Genomic DNA, 15,860 nt, shown 5'->3' with positions numbered 1-15,860 from the left:
GCCATCCGGCCAGGGTCCGCCCGCCGTCCCGTCAGGTTAAACTCACGCCCTGAACAGCTAACGCAAGAAGATACCGAGGATGGGCATTCAAACCGCAGCGGCCAACGACGTCGCACAGCATACGCCGATGATGCAGCAATACCTCCGCATTAAAGCGGATCATCCCGGCACGCTGGTGTTCTACCGGATGGGCGACTTCTACGAGCTTTTTTTCGAAGATGCGGAAAAAGCCGCACGTCTGCTCGATCTGACACTCACGCAGCGTGGCGCGTCGGCGGGCAATCCGATCAAAATGGCCGGCGTGCCGCATCACGCGGTCGAACAATATCTCGCCAAGCTCGTGAAGCTCGGCGAATCCGTCGCGATTTGCGAGCAGATCGGCGACCCGGCTACATCGAAGGGTCCAGTCGAGCGCAAAGTGGTGCGCGTGGTCACGCCGGGCACGCTCACGGATGCAGCGCTGCTGTCCGATAAGAGCGACGTCTATCTGCTGGCCATGTGCGTCGCGCATAACCGACGCGGCGTCGCGACCAGCGTGGGCCTTGCATGGCTGAATCTGGCGAGCGGCGCGTTGCGCCTCGCCGAAGTCGCACCGGACCAGGTGGCGGCCGCGCTCGAACGCATTCGTCCCGCGGAAATTCTGGTTGCCGACACACCAACCGACTCGGCAAGCTGGACGCCGCCGGTCAATGCGGGCGCCCTCACCCGCGTGCCGGTCTGGCACTTCGACGTCACATCGGGCACGCAGCGCTTGTGCGATCAGCTGGAAGTGGCGGGCCTCGACGGCTTCGGCGCGCATTCGCTGACCTGCGCATGCGGTGCGGCCGGCGCGCTGCTGTTGTATGCCGCGGCCACGCAAGGTCAGCAGTTGCGCCACGTGCGCAGCCTGAAGGTCGAATACGAATCCGAATATATCGGCCTCGACCCCGCCACGCGGCGCAACCTCGAACTCACGGAAACACTGCGCGGCACGGAATCGCCTACGCTGTGTTCGCTGCTCGACACCTGCTGCACGACCATGGGCAGCCGCCTGCTGCGTCACTGGCTGCATCATCCGCCACGCGAATCGGCGGTGGCGCAGGCGCGTCAGCAGGCGATCGGCGCCTTGCTCGACGCGCCGCCGGGCGCAAGCGTCGATTCGTTGCGCGGCGCATTGCGGCAGATCTCGGACATCGAGCGCATCACCGGGCGTCTCGCGCTGCTGTCCGCGCGGCCCCGCGATCTGTCGAGCCTGCGCGATACCTTCATTGCGTTGCCCGAGTTGCGCACGCAGCTCGCGGCCGTTGCGCCGAATGCGGATTCGCTGGCGCGCATCGACGCGTCGCTGGAACCGCCGCAAGCCTGCGTCGAACTGCTCAGGCGCGCGGTCGCGCAGGAACCGTCGGCCATGGTGCGCGACGGCGGCGTGATCGCTCGTGGCTACGATGCGGAACTCGACGAGCTGCGCGATATTTCGGAGAACTGCGGGCAGTTCCTGATCGACCTCGAGACCCGCGAGCGCGCACGCACGGGCATCGGCAATCTGCGCGTCGAATACAACAAGGTGCACGGCTTCTACATCGAAGTCACGCGCGGCCAAACCGACAAGGTGCCCGACGACTATCGCCGCCGTCAGACGCTGAAGAACGCCGAACGCTACATCACGCCGGAACTGAAAACATTCGAGGACAAGGCGCTCTCCGCGCAGGAACGGGCGCTCGCCCGCGAACGCTCGCTCTACGACGCGCTGCTGCAGGCGCTGCTGCCCTTCATCCCGGATTGCCAGCGGGTCGCTTCGGCGCTTGCCGAACTCGATCTGCTGGCGGCCTTCGGCGAGCGCGCCCGCGCGCTCGATTGGGTCGCGCCCACGTTCTCGGCCAACGCCGGCATCGAAATCAAACAGGGGCGGCATCCGGTGGTCGAGGCGCAGGTCGAGCAGTTCATCGCCAACGACTGCTCGCTCATGCCCGAGCGCAAACTGCTGCTGATCACCGGCCCGAACATGGGCGGTAAATCGACCTTCATGCGGCAGACCGCGCTGATCGCGCTGCTCGCTTATGTGGGCAGTTATGTGCCCGCTCGGCGCGCCGCCTTCGGGCCGATCGACCGCATCTTCACGCGCATCGGCGCAGCGGACGATCTCGCCGGCGGGCGCTCGACCTTCATGGTCGAGATGACCGAAGCCGCCGCGATCCTGAACGACGCCACGCCGCAAAGTCTCGTGCTGATGGACGAGATCGGCCGCGGCACGTCCACGTTCGACGGCCTCGCGCTGGCGTGGGCCATTGCGCGGCATCTGCTCGCGCACAACGGTTGCCATACGCTGTTCGCCACGCACTACTTCGAATTGACGCAGTTGCCGGCGGAGTTTCCGCAGGCGGCCAACGTGCATTTGTCGGCGGTCGAGCATGGGCACGGCATCGTGTTCCTGCACGCGGTCAACGAAGGTCCGGCGAATCAGAGCTACGGCCTGCAGGTCGCGCAACTCGCCGGCGTGCCGAATGCGGTGATTCGCGCGGCGCGCAAGCATCTCGCGCATCTGGAACAGCAGTCGGCCGCGCAGCCCGCGCCGCAACTCGACCTGTTCGCCGCGCCCATGCCGATGCTGCTCGAAGACGCGGACGACGAGCGCGATGCGAAGACGGGACCGGCGGCGTCGCCCGCCATGCAGGAACTCGTCGAGCGGCTGCGCGGCATCGATCCGAACGATCTGCGGCCGCGGGAAGCACTCGATCTGCTGTACGAATTGCATGAACTGGCCGCCGCGCCGGATGCGGATCATTGACTCACACAAGCCCCCGCGGCGTCCGCGCAAACTTCGCGCGGCGCTGACCCTCGCCCTCACACTCACGGGTGGCGGCGTGCCGCTTGCGGGATTGTTCGCGGGGTTGTCGGGTTTCACGCCGGTGGCCTACGCCGGCACGCCGCGCTATACCTTCGCGGTCATCGCCAACACGATGCAAAGCGTCGCCGACGAAGCGCCCACGCAGCGGTTGATCGAAGCGATCAGCCGCGAGCGCGATGTGTCGTTCATCGTGTACGACGGCAATCTCAAGGGCGCGAAAGAAGCATGCCGCGATGCGCTTTATGAGCGCCGCCACGCGCTGCTCGAAACGTCACGGCCGGCCCTTTTCTTCATTCCCGGCCAGCACGACTGGGCCGATTGCGGCATCGGCGAAGCCGGCGGTTTTGATCCGACCGAACGGCTCGACCAGTTGCGCCAAACGCTTTTTGCCGACGCCACCTCGATGGGTCAGAACCCGATCGCATTGACGCGTGAAAGCGAAGTCTCGCGCTTTCGCCCCTATCGCGAGAACGTGCGCTGGCAAGTGGGCGATACGGTGTTCGTCGGCCTGAATGCGCCGAGTCCGAACAATCATTATCTGACTGCGGGCGGCCGCAATGGCGAATTCGAAGATCGCGTGATCGCCAATGCATTCTGGCTGGAACATGCCGGCGAATATGCGAAACGCCGCGACGCGCGGGCGCTTGTCGTGTTCATTCAAGGCGATCCGGACCCTGAGCGTTACGAACGGCCCGACCGTTTCGCGTGGCTGCGCTTTGCACGCAACACCCGCCGCGACGGTTTTCTGGAATTGAAACGCAGCCTCGTGAAACTCGCGCAGATTTTCCGGGGGCCAGTGCTAGTGATTCATTGCGACGACGAACGAGCAAGCGCCGGCTTCGTGATCGATCAGCCGCTACGCAATGACAAGGGAATGCTGGTGACGAATCTCACGCGTGTCGCGCTCGCGCCGCATGATCGACTCAACCAGTGGATTCAGGTGGATGCGGATCTCGGCAGGAAACCGCCGTTCCGCGTAAGTGTGCGCGATGTGCCCAGGCAAATGCCGATGCCCACCGCGCAACCCGTGCTGCCGCACGATGAACCGGCTGCTTCGATGCCGGCTGTACCGGCGCTCGGACCCGCGTCGGAATTGCCGCCACTGCTGCCGACGCCCGGAGACTCGCAACCGGATCAGCAACCGCGCATACCGGCGGATCAGGGTGGCGGCGGTTACGGGCCGGCCACGTCGACGCCGCCCGCCTCCGCCGCTCAACCGCACACGCCGGGCGCTTCTTCAAGCGTGCCCGGCATGCCTGCAAGCTCAGTGCAGCGTGGGCCCTGACTTGCCTTCTTCTTCGTCGTCCTCGTCTTCGTCGAGGACTTCGAGGCCGTCGGCGCCATGCGCGTGTTCGTGCTGGATTTCGTCTTCGGTAGCAGGACGCACGTCTTTCACTGTCAGCGCGAAACGCAGTGCCATGCCGGCGAGCGGATGGTTGCCGTCGAGCACGACTTTGTCTTCGGCAACGTCGGTCACCACGTAGACGAGCGAGTCGAGGTCCTCGTCGCCTTCTTCCGGCGTGCCTTCAAATTGCATGCCGACTTCGAGCGGTTCCGGGAAGCGATTGCGCGGCTCGATCTTCACGAGATCAGGGTCGTACTCACCGAACGCGTCTTGCGGCTCGAGCTGGATCTGGGTCTCGAAACCGGCCTCGTGGCCGTCGAGCTCTTCCTCGATCTTGGGGAACGTGCCATCATAGCCGCCGTGCAGATAGACCATCGGCTCGTCGCTTTCTTCAATCAGATTGCCCTGCGCATCCGACAGCTTGTAAGCGACCGACACGACGGTGTTCTTTGCGATTTTCATTCGATTCTCCAGAATACAACTCACATTATACGATGCCCAAGCGGCCCACTGACCACCCGGCCGACGCAGCTTCGGCACGGAATTCGTCGCCGGCTTCAAAGCCGGCTGTTCCGGTTCTCCCGCCTTCGCCAGACACGCCAACACCGCTGCTCGGTAATCTGACGCCGTCGCAATTCATGCGCCGCTACTGGCAGAAAAAGCCGCTGCTGATTCGCCAGGCGATCCCGAACGTCGCGGCGCCATTGTCGCGCGACGAATTTTTCGAGCTGGCCGATCAGGACGAAGTCGAAGCACGCCTGATCACCCATTTCCGCAATAAATGGCAGCTCGAGCACGGGCCGTTCGCGCCCGACGAACTGCCTTCGGTGAAGCAGCGCGCCTGGACACTGCTTGTGCAAGGCGTCGATCTCCACGACGATCGCGCCCGCGCCCTGCTCGACCGTTTCCGCTTCGTGCCGGACGCTCGTCTCGACGACCTGATGATTTCCTACGCAAGCGATGGCGGCGGCGTAGGGCCGCACTTCGATTCCTACGATGTGTTTCTTTTGCAAGTAAAAGGCAAGCGCCGTTGGCGAATTAGCGCGCAGAAAGATCTGACGCTGCAACCCGGTTTGCCTTTGAAAGTTTTACAGAACTTCCAGCCCGAAGAGGAGTGGCTGCTCGAACCGGGCGACATGCTGTATCTGCCGCCGCACATCGCGCACGACGGCATTGCCGAGGGCGAATGCATGACCTGTTCGATCGGGTTTCGCGCCCCTTCGGCGAGCGAACTGACCGCGCAATTCCTCTACCATCTGGCCGAGCGCGGCGAGTCGGCGGGTCAGCCGGGCGCGCTTTATCGCGATCCTCAACAACCTGCCGTGGGGCGTCCGGCCGAGCTCCCCGCGGCGCTGGTCGAGAGGGTTGGCGCAATCCTTGCTGGCATCAAATGGAATGAGCAGGATATTGCGTCGTTCCTTGGCACGTATCTCAGCGAACCCAAGCCGAGTGTCGTCTTCGATCCGCCGCAAAGGCCGCTTAATGAAGCCCGTTTCATCAGTCAGGCATCGAAGTCAGGCATTCGGCTGGACCGCAAGACTAATTTGTTGTACAACCGCCGTTTTTTCTTCGTAAATGGAGAGGAAACCTCATTTGATGGCGCAAAAAAATGGTTGTTTGACCTCGCAAATCACCGCTGCATGAGTGCGAAACGCTTTGTAACACTCTCACACGATTCGTCGGTGACAGCACGGCTACACGAGTGGTATTGTGCGGGCTGGATACAAGTGGGCGAGCTTGCGTAACTCTGCCTGCCTGCTATACCGTACAGTGAAATTTTGTATGAGAAAGACAACGTATTGACCCCGGATTTATGGATTGTCAGTACGAAAGTGCATATAATTTCCGCCCAAGCCGTAGGGAAGATTCGAGCTCGTCAAAAGAGCTTCTCCACCAGCGGCCCAGGTCGGTGTTGGAGCACATTACCGGTTTTATTTTGCGCTGTTGCTTACCTTTAAACCATAAAAGGACGTGATCATGAAGAAATCCCTCCTCGTAGCATCCCTGTTGGCAGCTGTGGCACTGGCTGCATGCAACAAGAGCAACGACCAGGCCGCTGCCCCGGCTAGCGACGCAGCTGCTGCTTCGGCACCGGCTGCCGCAGCTTCGGATTCGGCTGCTGCTGCTTCGGGTGCTGCTGCTGCTGCGAGCGACGCTGCTGCTTCGGCTACGACCGCTGCTTCGGACGCAGGCGCTGCTGCTTCGGACGCTGCTGCTTCGGCTGCTGCTCCGGCTTCGGGCGCAAGCCAGTAAGCTGTCGCATAGGGTTCGCCTCTGGGCGAAAACTGCATCGGGAAATCATCGCGGTTTCCCGGGCAGTAAAGCAAAACGCCACGGATTCACATCCGTGGCGTTTTGTCATTCAAGCGCCGCTTTTTATAACGGCGTTCATTGATTTTAATCAGGCTGATCAGCCTGTTGCGCCGGCGTGGCGCTCTCTTCAAAAAACTCGCGCACCACCTCGATCTCGCGTGTGCGTTTGAATGGCGGCAGACTCTGCCAGATACGGCGCCCATACGGTTTGTCGACGAGTCGTGTGTCGCAGATCATCAGCACGCCACGATCGGTCTCAGCGCGAATCAGACGGCCCGCGCCCTGCTTCAGCGTGATGACCGCCTGCGGCAACTGATGCACGGCGAATGGACTCAAGCCTTTCTTGGTCAGTGCGTCGAGCCGTGCAGACAACACCGGATCGTCGGGCGGCGCAAACGGCAGCTTGTCGATCACCACCAGCGACAATGCGTCGCCGCGCACATCCACGCCTTCCCAGAAGCTCTGGCTGCCCACCAGGATCGCGTTGCCGTACGACCGGAATCGGTCCAGCAGTTCGGTGCGGCTCGCATCGCCCTGCACGAGCAGCGGATAGTCCCAGCCGCGCGCTTCGATCGTGTCGCGCAGCTTCGCCGAGATGCGGTCCACCGCGCGCAGCGTCGTGCACAACATGAAGACGCCGCCGCCCGATGCTTCAATCGCCGGCAGCGCGGCGTCGAATACGGCGTCGGTGAACATTGGCGAAGACGGCTGCGGCAAACTGCGCGGCACGTACAGCAGGCCCTGCGTCGGATAGTCGAACGGACTGGGCAGCGTCATCGAACGCTTCGCGTTCAGACCCATTTGCGCGGCGTAGTGCGTGAAATCGCCGCGCACCGACAGCGTGGCCGACGTGAAGATCCACGCGCGCGGCACACCGGCGCGCTGTTTCGCGAAGATCGGCGCGACCGACAACGGCGTTTCGTGCAACTGCACGGTGTGCGAGAAGACTTCGATCCAGCGCACCTTTTCGTTGGGATCGGCGCGCTCGGTTTTGCCGTCGGCAGAGGCGCCGTCAGCGGCTTCGCGCTCGGTCTGCGTGGGTGGCGTGGTCCAGCCCGCCAGCACGCCCTGCAACTCGCGTGCGCGGCGCAGACACGCGCCGATCGATTCCGCTCGCTCGGCCTGACTCGCGAGCGCCGACGCCAATGCATCGAGTTCGGTTTCAAGCGTTTCGAGTGCAGGGAACAACGGATGATCGTCCGGCAACTGGCCGATCGACAAGCGCACCGAGTCTTCCTTGAAGGCCAGCCGCACATCGCGCGCGGCGCGCTCGAGCGTGGCGCCGAGCTTGACCCAGTCGACCGTTTCACGCGCATGGCCTAAACCTTCGGCCACCGAATCGCGGGCGAGCTCGAGAAACTGCGTGGTAGACAGCGTCTCGCCGAAGAACAGCGTCGCCGTCTCGGGCAGTTGATGCGCTTCGTCGAAGATGATCGTGTTGGCGGTGGGCAGCAATTCAGCCATGCCCGTATCGCGCAACATGATGTCGGCGAAAAACAGATGGTGATTCACCACCACGATATCCGCCTGCTGCGCCTCGCGGCGCGCCTGCATTACAAAGCAGTCCTTGTAATGCGGACATTCCTGGCTGAGACAGTTTTCGCGCGTGGACGTGACCATTGACCACACCGCAGCCGTTTCCGGCACACTCGCCAGTTCGGCCTTGTCACCAGTGCGAGTGATCTTGGCGAAGCGCACGATATCCTGCAGATACGAGGTTTCCTGACGCGAGGGCAGACGGCCGTTATCCGCGGTGCGCTGCAGATAGTAGTGGCACAGGTAATTCGCGCGCCCCTTGAGCATGGCGACCGATACCGGCACCGCGAGCGCATCGCGCACGGTCGGAATGTCGCGCTGAAAGAGCTGATCCTGCAAATGCTTCGTGCCGGTGGAGACGATCACCTTGCCGCCCCACAGCATGGCCGGCACCAGGTACGCATAGGTCTTGCCGGTGCCGGTCCCGGCTTCGACGATCAGCGTGTTCTCGCTGCCGTCGAGGCCTTCCGATCCGGCGTTCTCAGCGGCCTCGGCGGCGGCATCGGCACCTGCCCCCTGCAGACGCCGCGCCGGCCGCTTCTGCGCCTCGAACATGGCCGGCTCGGGCATTGCGCGGCCCGATGCTTCCATGGCGGCGGCCACGGCGCGCGACATTTCGATCTGCGACGCGCGCGAGCGGTAGCCGTCGATCTGACGGGCCAGCAAACCGTTGGCGGCGAAGATCTCGTCCAGTTCGGCGACGCGGCGTGGATTCAGCGACGCGCTCAGTGCGGACGCGGCGGGACGCGGCGCCGGTGTAACGGCTCCTGATGCGTCGTCGCCCGGCGTGGCACGGGATGAAGTTTCAAGCGGTGAATTCAAGGCAAGCGTTTCCTGCAAAGTCCGGCTCGCGCGGCGCGCGCCCGGCGCCTGCCAGGCCGCGAACTCAGGCGCGTGCGTCCGGTTCGAGCTGCAATTGCAGCAAGATGATGGTGTCCTTGACTTTGAGTTTGCGCTTTTTCAGGCGCTGCAACTCGAAGTCGTCGATGCCGGGCTCATCCGACATTCGGTCGATCAAGCGATCGAGCCCACTATGCTCCGATTCCAGCTGCAGAATACGGTCGCGAAGTGTGTCCGCGTTGATGACGTGATGTTGATCGCGCATGCTCGCCTCCTCTCGTCTACGGCGGGGGCCGCGTGTGCGGCCCGATGCCTGAGGTTGCTGTCCGGCTTAAAACGCATAACGGCGGCTACGGCCCTGCCACTCAGCTCAGGGCCCCTCAGCACGCTTACTGCTGCTGCTCCTGCTGCTGCTTTTGCCGCTCTTCCTGTTGCTGCTGTTTCAACGCGTCCTGACGCTTCTGCTCGGCTTTCTCGGCCGCCTGCTTCTGACGCGTCTCCACCTCGGCCTTGTGCTGCGCGGCGTCCGCCTGCTTCTTCTCGAAGCTCTGCTGCTTCTGCACGCGCTCCTGCGCCTTCTGCGCACCTTGCGCACGCGCCTCGTCGAGCTTGCGCTGGAAATCGCCCTGCTTCTGATCGTACGCCTGCTGGTTGGCCGCCGCCTGCGACGGGCTGATGCCGCGCTGCGCCTGATCCAGCGCGTGCTGACGCAGTTTGTCCTGATAGGCCTGCGCATTCGCGCTGCGCTGCGGCGCCTCGGCGGCGCGCTGCGCCTGATCGATCTGATGCTGTTTCTGCTTGTCTTCGTACGCCTGCGCGTTGCGTGCGTCGTCGGCGGCACGCTGCGGCGCGCTCGCTTCGTCCTGCGCACGCTTGATCGCGGCCTGTTCGTCACGCACGCGAGCGCGCTGCGTGCGCTGTTCGCCGTCGAGCGCGAGTTGTTCCTTGCGAATGTCGGCCTGCACCGAGCGCATGCTGTCGCGTGCCTTGTTCAGGCAATAGTTGACGAAGAACTTCCTGTAGCAGTCGTGTTCCGCGACGCCGTAGCGGTAGTTGTTCTCCTCGGTGCGCTGATCGAGGGCTTTCTGGCGCGCGTTGAAATCACTATCCGACGCTACCGCATTGCCGGCGCTGTCCGTGCCGTCGGCGTTCGTGGCGCCGTTGACCGTCGTGGCTTGCGCGGCCGACGCGGCGGCCGGCGTCAAAGCGCCTGCGGGCCGCGCGGCGCTGCTGCTCGCCGGCGTCGCGGACTGAGCCATGGCAGGCGTGGACGCGCCCAATGCGACGGCCAGCACACACGACGCGCAAGACGCGAAAAACACCCCACGGGAGGCGAACGCGGACCTGAACGCGGAACGCGGCGCCGATGCGAGCGAAGAGCGCGAAGAGAGCGAAGAACGTGGCAAACCCGGTGCCAGACCCGGCGGGAAAGACGGCGGCAGTTGTGACAAGCGAGAGACCAAGCGGGAGCCCAGGCAGTTGAGTGACAAGGAGATCGGCAACGTCGTAGAGGGTCAACGGAACATGCCCGAAATTCTATCACCCTGCGGTTGAGCCCTTTTGCATTTATGGCAAAATGCCCCGCTCCAGCAACCTGGTCGCAGCGCGCACGCCCGGCGTGCCCCGACGTGCCTCATGCGGCCCTCGCGTGCCGCCCACGTTCGGTCAGCGCGCGGCCTCCGAACTGAGTCCGCAGGAACACCAAGACCTTATGACGGAAACCGTAGCACTCAAGATCGTACAGCGCATCGCCGCCGAACTGTCCGTCCAGCCGCGCCAGGTCGCGGCCGCGGTGCAACTTCTCGACGAAGGAGCGACTGTTCCGTTCATCGCCCGCTACCGTAAGGAAGTGACCGACAATCTCGACGACACGCAACTGCGCAACCTCGAGGAACGCCTGCTGTATCTGCGCGAACTGGAAGACCGGCGCGCCGCGATCATTGCCAGCATCGACGAACAGGGCAAGCTCACCGACGAGCTGCGCATCGCGATCGAAGGCGCGGACAGCAAGCAGGTGCTGGAAGACCTGTACCTCCCATATAAGCCGAAGCGCCGCACGCGCGCGCAGATTGCCCGCGAAGCCGGCCTGCAGCCGCTTGCCGACGCGCTGCTGGGCAATCCCCTGCTCGACCCGCAAACCGAAGCCGCCGCCTACGTGGACGCGGAGAAAGGCATCGCCGACGTCAAGGCCGCGCTCGACGGCGCGCGCGACATCCTCTCGGAACAGTTCGGCGAAACGGCCGACCTGCTCGGCAAGCTGCGCGACTACATGTTCAACCAGGGCGTGGTGTCGTCGAAAGTGGTGGAAGGCAAGGAACACGCGGAAGAAGAAAAATTCCGCGACTACTACGACTACGCGGAAACCATCCGCACGGTGCCGTCGCATCGCGCGCTGGCGCTGTTCCGCGGCCGCAATGCGGGCGTGCTGATGGTCAAGCTGGGTCTGGGCGAAGAACTCGACGCGCAGGTGCCGCATCCGGGCGAAGCGCTGATCGCGCGCCACTTCGGCATCGCGAATCAGAACCGTCCGGCCGACAAGTGGCTCTCCGACGTGTGCCGCTGGTGCTGGCGCGTGAAGGTGCAGCCGCATATCGAAAACGAGCTGCTGACCAATCTGCGCGACGAAGCCGAGCACGAAGCAATTCGTGTGTTCGCGCGCAATCTGAAGGACTTGCTGCTGGCTGCGCCCGCCGGCCCGAAGGCTGTGATCGGCCTCGATCCGGGTATGCGCACTGGCGTGAAGGTGGCGGTGGTCGATCGGACCGGCAAGGTGCTCGCCACCGACGTAATCTATCCGCACGAGCCGCGCCGCGACTGGGACGGCTCGATCGCGAAACTCGCGCGCATCTGCGCGCAGACGCAGGCTGAACTGATCAGCATCGGCAACGGCACCGCGTCGCGTGAAACGGACAAGCTCGCGAGCGAACTGATCGCGCGTCATCCGGAATTCAAGCTGCAGAAGATCGTCGTGTCCGAAGCGGGCGCGTCGGTGTATTCGGCCTCCGAACTCGCGGCGAAGGAATTCCCCGACATGGACGTATCGCTGCGCGGCGCGGTGTCGATTGCGCGCCGTCTGCAAGACCCGCTCGCCGAGTTGGTGAAGATCGAGCCGAAGGCGATCGGCGTCGGCCAGTATCAGCACGATGTGAATCAGCGTGAACTGGCCCGTTCGCTCGACGCGGTGGTCGAGGACTGCGTGAACGCCGTCGGCGTGGATGCGAATACGGCGTCGGTTGCCCTGCTCGCCCGCGTCTCGGGTTTGAATGCCACGCTGGCGCGCAATATCGTCGACTATCGCGATGCAAACGGTCCGTTCCCATCGCGTGAGCATCTGCGCAAGGTGCCGCGCCTGGGCGACAAGACGTTCGAGCAGGCCGCCGGTTTTCTGCGTATCAACAACGGAGAGAATCCGCTCGACCGCTCGTCGGTTCACCCGGAAGCGTATCCGGTCGTTGAACGCATGCTCGCGAAAATCAGCAAGCACGTGGGTGAAGTGCTGGGCAATCGCGACGCATTGCGTGGCCTCTCCCCCGCGGAATTCGTCGACGATCGTTTCGGTTTGCCGACCGTGCGCGACATTCTGCTCGAACTCGAAAAGCCGGGCCGCGATCCGCGTCCCGAGTTCAAGACCGCGACGTTCCGCGAAGGCGTCGAAAAGGTCAGCGATCTCACGTCGGGCATGGTGCTGGAAGGTGTCGTGACAAACGTGGCGGCATTCGGCGCGTTTATCGACATCGGCGTGCATCAGGATGGTCTGGTGCACGTGTCGGCCATGTCGACGAAGTTCATCAAGGACCCGCATGAAGTGGTCAAGGCCGGCCAGATCGTCAAGGTGAAGGTTCTTGAAGTCGACGTGAAGCGCCAGCGTATCGCTTTGACGATGCGCATGGACGATGAGGTCGGCGTGGCGGCCGCACGCAGCGGTGGCGGCGCCCAGCAGGATCGCGGCGGCGCGGGTCGTTCGGGCGGCGGTGGACGCGGCGCGCAGCAACAGCGCTCGCGTGAGCCGGAAGCGGGTGGCGCGATGGCGGCTGCGTTCGCCAAGCTCAAGCAGAAGTAATTTTTTGCCGCGTTGGAGGCGCGTGATTCGCTCACGCGCTTGATGAGCTTGATGAGCACCGCGCGGTGCCGAACAGCCACTCGCTCGATCAAGCTGCAAGCAAAAAGCCCACACACGTGGGCTTTTTTTTCGCGCCTCGATACGCGAGGCGCCTGAAAATCAGCGGCAGCCTTCAGATCTCGATCTTGGTCCCCAACTCCACCACCCGATTAGCCGGAATGCTAAAGAAGTCCGTCGGCTTCGCGGCATTCTGATGCATCCACGCGAACACACGTTCGCGCCACACCGACATGCCCGGCAGTTGCGTCGGCACCACCGTTTCGCGCGCAAGGAAGAACGAGGTGTCCATCATCTCGAAGGTCATGTCACGGGTGCGGCCGACTTCGAGCAGCACCGCCTTCACGTCCGGCGTTTCGTTAAAGCCGTAGGCCGCCTTGACGAGATACAGGCCTCCGTCGATGTCCTTGACCGTCACGCGCTCCGAGTCGTTCACGTACGGAATATCGCGCGTCACGAAGGTCAGGAAAATGGTGCGCTCATGCAGCACCTTGTTGTGCTTCAGATTGTGCAACAGACTCACCGGCACGAGCGAATCGCTGCCGGTCAGATAGATCGCCGTGCCCGACACGCGATGCGGCGGATGCGCGAGCAAGCCCTGCAGGAACGGCATGAGCGGAATACCGTCCGCGGCCGTGCGTTCCTTGACGATCATGCGGCCCTTGAACCAGGTCATCAGCAGGAAGAACAGCAATGCGCCGATACCGAGCGGCAACCACCCGCCTTCCTCCACCTTCAGCAGATTCGCGCCGAAAAATCCTAGATCGACCGTCATGAACACGCCGATGATCAGCGCCACCAGCAGCTTGTTCCAGTTCCACACGTTCACCATCACGACGCAGGCGAGGATCGTGGTGATCACCATGGTGGCCGTCACCGCGATACCGTACGCGGCCGCGAGATTGTCCGAGCTCTTGAAGGCAATCACGATGCACAGGATGATGAACAGCAGCATCCAGTTCACCACCGGCACATAGATCTGGCCGATCGCCAGTTCCGACGTGTGCAGGATCTTCATGCGCGGCACGTAGCCGAGCTGGATCGCCTGGCTAGTCAGCGAATAAGCGCCGGAAATCACGGCCTGCGAGGCGATCACGGTCGCGACGGTCGAGAGCACGACGAGCGGCAGCAATGCCCAGTCCGGCGCGAGCAGGAAGAACGGATTCTCGATGGCCTTCGGATCGTGCATCAGCAGTGCGCCCTGACCGAAGTAGTTCAGCACCAGCGAAGGCATGACCAGGAAATACCACGCCATGCGGATCGGCTTCGCACCGAAATGGCCCATGTCGGCGTACAGCGCTTCGGCGCCGGTCAGCACCAGCACGACCGAGCCGAGCACCACGTAGGCCTGCAGCACATGCGCGGCCATGAAGGTGTACGCGTAATACGGGTTCAGTGCGCGGATCACGTTCGGCGACTGCAGGATATGCCACAGGCCGAGCACCGCGAGCACCGCAAACCACACCACCATGATCGGACCGAACAGGCGGCCGACCATCGCCGTGCCGTGCCGCTGAATCCAGAACAGCAGCACGAGGATCACCATGGTGAGCGGCAGCACCAGATGCGACAGATGCGGCGCGGCAACTTCCAGACCCTCGACTGCCGAGATCACCGAGATGGCCGGCGTGATCACCGCATCGCCATAGAACATGCAGGCACCGAATATGCCGAGCATCACCAGCACGCCGGCCATTTTCGACTTCTCGTCGAGCGAGCGCAGCGCCAGTGCCATCAGCGCGAGCACGCCGCCCTCGCCGTTATTGTCCGCGCGCATCACGAACAACACGTACTTGACGCCGACCACGATCACGATCGCCCAGAACAGCAGCGAGATCACACCCAGGATTGATTGATCGGTCAGCGGAATGCCGTGAGAGGGGCTGAAGGCTTCTTTCAGCGAGTACAACGGGCTCGTGCCGATATCGCCGAACACCACTCCGATCGCAGCGAGAGCGAGGGAAGGCAGAGGCTGTTTGTGCACGTGATTGTTATCTGTCATAAACGCGAGGAAATCCGTTCCCTGAGCGGAAAAACGACCGCCATTCTAAACTGCCGGCATGGCGCCGCCCGGCTTGTTGTGGATACGCCACGTGATGGTCCGCGCAGTGTAGCACTGCGATATGGGCGCGTCTGCTGCGCGAGCCGCATTGCCGGCATCGGAGTTGCGCGGTTTGCGAAGCACACACGCACGGCCCGCACATAAAAAAACGGAGCCCACTGGGCTCCGTTTTGCGAAACTGCGCAGGGTACGGCGCGACGAAGATGCAACACGTTCGGCGCCGAAGTGCGCATCACTTCTCCGACGACTCCTGCGCTTGCTGCATGCCGCGTTTGATCCACGCGCCGAGATTATGCGGGCGCACCGTGTCCCATTCCTCGAACGGCTGATGGATCCACGGATTGGTGGGCAAATACTGGACGTGATAGTCGGGCTTCACCTTCGAGCAGCCCTTGTACCAGAGCACCGCCGAACGCACGGCGGTGATCGCCGGATAACGCTCTTTCAGATGCTGCTGAACGCGCGCGAGCGTCACGCCCGAATCGACCAGGTCGTCGACCAGCAGCACGTTGCCGTGCAGTTCGCCGCGCGTCATGGTGATGTATTGCGCGATGTCGAGTTCGCCCTGCTCCGTGCCGGCCGCTTCACGATACGAACTCGTGGCGAGAATCGCCAGCGGCAGATCGTAAATGCGCGAGAGCTGATCGCCGACGCGCAGACCGCCGCGCGCGAGGCACAGGATCTTGTCGAACTTCCAGCCCGACTCATGCACCTGCAATGCCAGCATTTCGATCAGCCGGTGATACTCGTCCCAGCCGACCCACAGGTTCTTGTCGTCGTTGCGCGGATCTTTCATCGCAATCATGGGTACACCTTGAACCAT

Annotated in this window: 12 protein-coding genes; 6 read left to right on the top strand and 6 right to left on the bottom strand. The window is 63.2% G+C overall.

Annotated features, from left to right (window positions below; all coding sequences use genetic code 11):
- Positions 1-79: 79 nt before the first annotated feature.
- Together mutS and B0G71_RS05275 are read left to right on the top strand one after the other, a co-directional pair.
- Positions 80-2,764, top strand: coding sequence for a DNA mismatch repair protein MutS (mutS, locus tag B0G71_RS05280; RefSeq protein ID WP_116140171.1), 2,685 nt, complete (start codon positions 80-82; stop codon positions 2,762-2,764).
- Positions 2,751-4,109 (top strand): hypothetical protein, encoded by a 1,359-nt coding sequence (locus B0G71_RS05275; protein WP_116148344.1) that lies wholly within the window; start codon positions 2,751-2,753, stop codon positions 4,107-4,109. The genes mutS and B0G71_RS05275 overlap by 14 nt, the downstream gene beginning before the upstream one ends.
- Here B0G71_RS05275 and B0G71_RS05270 read toward each other — a convergent pair.
- The gene (locus B0G71_RS05270; protein ID WP_012433513.1) at positions 4,089-4,631 is read right to left on the bottom strand and encodes a peptidylprolyl isomerase; all 543 of its coding nucleotides are present in this window, start codon (positions 4,629-4,631) and stop codon (positions 4,089-4,091) included. The genes B0G71_RS05275 and B0G71_RS05270 overlap by 21 nt on opposite strands.
- A gap of 32 nt (positions 4,632-4,663) precedes the next feature.
- Between B0G71_RS05270 and B0G71_RS05265 the strand changes: the two genes are divergently transcribed.
- Together B0G71_RS05265 and B0G71_RS05255 are read left to right on the top strand one after the other, a co-directional pair.
- Positions 4,664-5,914, top strand: coding sequence for a cupin domain-containing protein (locus tag B0G71_RS05265; protein WP_116140169.1), 1,251 nt, complete (start codon positions 4,664-4,666; stop codon positions 5,912-5,914).
- Between the two features lie 232 nt (positions 5,915-6,146).
- A complete protein-coding gene (locus tag B0G71_RS05255; RefSeq protein ID WP_083772052.1) occupies positions 6,147-6,422 on the top strand; it encodes a hypothetical protein in 276 nt (91 codons plus the stop codon).
- 144 nt (positions 6,423-6,566) lie between these two features.
- On the opposite strand, the gene B0G71_RS05250 is transcribed toward B0G71_RS05255, so the two are convergent.
- From B0G71_RS05250 to B0G71_RS05240, 3 genes are all read right to left on the bottom strand, one after another.
- On the bottom strand, positions 6,567-8,840 hold the full coding sequence (locus B0G71_RS05250) for an ATP-dependent DNA helicase (protein WP_116148342.1): 2,274 nt from the start codon (positions 8,838-8,840) through the stop codon (positions 6,567-6,569).
- 64 nt (positions 8,841-8,904) lie between these two features.
- Positions 8,905-9,123, bottom strand: a complete 219-nt coding sequence (locus B0G71_RS05245) for a DUF465 domain-containing protein (RefSeq protein WP_007181361.1) — start codon at positions 9,121-9,123, stop codon at positions 8,905-8,907.
- A gap of 124 nt (positions 9,124-9,247) precedes the next feature.
- Complete coding sequence (locus B0G71_RS05240; RefSeq protein WP_116140167.1) at positions 9,248-10,180, bottom strand: hypothetical protein; 933 nt, start codon at positions 10,178-10,180, stop codon at positions 9,248-9,250.
- Here B0G71_RS05240 and B0G71_RS41245 point away from each other — a divergent pair.
- The gene (locus B0G71_RS41245; RefSeq protein WP_181916716.1) at positions 10,116-10,412 is read left to right on the top strand and encodes a hypothetical protein; all 297 of its coding nucleotides are present in this window, start codon (positions 10,116-10,118) and stop codon (positions 10,410-10,412) included. The genes B0G71_RS05240 and B0G71_RS41245 overlap by 65 nt on opposite strands.
- 157 nt (positions 10,413-10,569) lie before the next feature.
- Positions 10,570-12,918: a Tex family protein gene (locus B0G71_RS05235; RefSeq protein ID WP_116140165.1), complete on the top strand. Its 2,349-nt coding sequence runs from the start codon at positions 10,570-10,572 to the stop codon at positions 12,916-12,918.
- A gap of 172 nt (positions 12,919-13,090) precedes the next feature.
- Here B0G71_RS05235 and B0G71_RS05230 read toward each other — a convergent pair whose 3' ends face one another.
- Positions 13,091-14,977, bottom strand: coding sequence for a potassium transporter Kup (locus B0G71_RS05230; RefSeq protein WP_106279511.1), 1,887 nt, complete (start codon positions 14,975-14,977; stop codon positions 13,091-13,093).
- 292 nt (positions 14,978-15,269) lie between these two features.
- Complete coding sequence (locus B0G71_RS05225; RefSeq protein ID WP_012433519.1) at positions 15,270-15,860, bottom strand: phosphoribosyltransferase; 591 nt, start codon at positions 15,858-15,860, stop codon at positions 15,270-15,272.

Source organism: Paraburkholderia sp. BL27I4N3 (assembly GCF_003386115.1).
Taxonomy (GTDB): domain Bacteria; phylum Pseudomonadota; class Gammaproteobacteria; order Burkholderiales; family Burkholderiaceae; genus Paraburkholderia.
This window is presented reverse-complemented; position numbering and strand designations above follow the sequence as displayed.

What these genes read in the sequence shown, in the direction of transcription:
- B0G71_RS05230 (WP_106279511.1), bottom strand. Translation starts at nt 14,977, where the DNA reads ATGACAGATAACAATCACGTGCACAAACAGCCTCTGCCTTCCCTCGCT.
- B0G71_RS05255 (WP_083772052.1), top strand. Translation starts at nt 6,147, where the DNA reads ATGAAGAAATCCCTCCTCGTAGCATCCCTGTTGGCAGCTGTGGCACTG.
- B0G71_RS05245 (WP_007181361.1), bottom strand. Translation starts at nt 9,123, where the DNA reads ATGCGCGATCAACATCACGTCATCAACGCGGACACACTTCGCGACCGT.
- B0G71_RS05275 (WP_116148344.1), top strand. Translation starts at nt 2,751, where the DNA reads ATGCGGATCATTGACTCACACAAGCCCCCGCGGCGTCCGCGCAAACTT.
- B0G71_RS05235 (WP_116140165.1), top strand. Translation starts at nt 10,570, where the DNA reads ATGACGGAAACCGTAGCACTCAAGATCGTACAGCGCATCGCCGCCGAA.
- mutS (WP_116140171.1), top strand. Translation starts at nt 80, where the DNA reads ATGGGCATTCAAACCGCAGCGGCCAACGACGTCGCACAGCATACGCCG.
- B0G71_RS05225 (WP_012433519.1), bottom strand. Translation starts at nt 15,860, where the DNA reads ATGGTTCAAGGTGTACCCATGATTGCGATGAAAGATCCGCGCAACGAC.
- B0G71_RS05270 (WP_012433513.1), bottom strand. Translation starts at nt 4,631, where the DNA reads ATGAAAATCGCAAAGAACACCGTCGTGTCGGTCGCTTACAAGCTGTCG.
- B0G71_RS41245 (WP_181916716.1), top strand. Translation starts at nt 10,116, where the DNA reads ATGGCAGGCGTGGACGCGCCCAATGCGACGGCCAGCACACACGACGCG.
- B0G71_RS05265 (WP_116140169.1), top strand. Translation starts at nt 4,664, where the DNA reads ATGCCCAAGCGGCCCACTGACCACCCGGCCGACGCAGCTTCGGCACGG.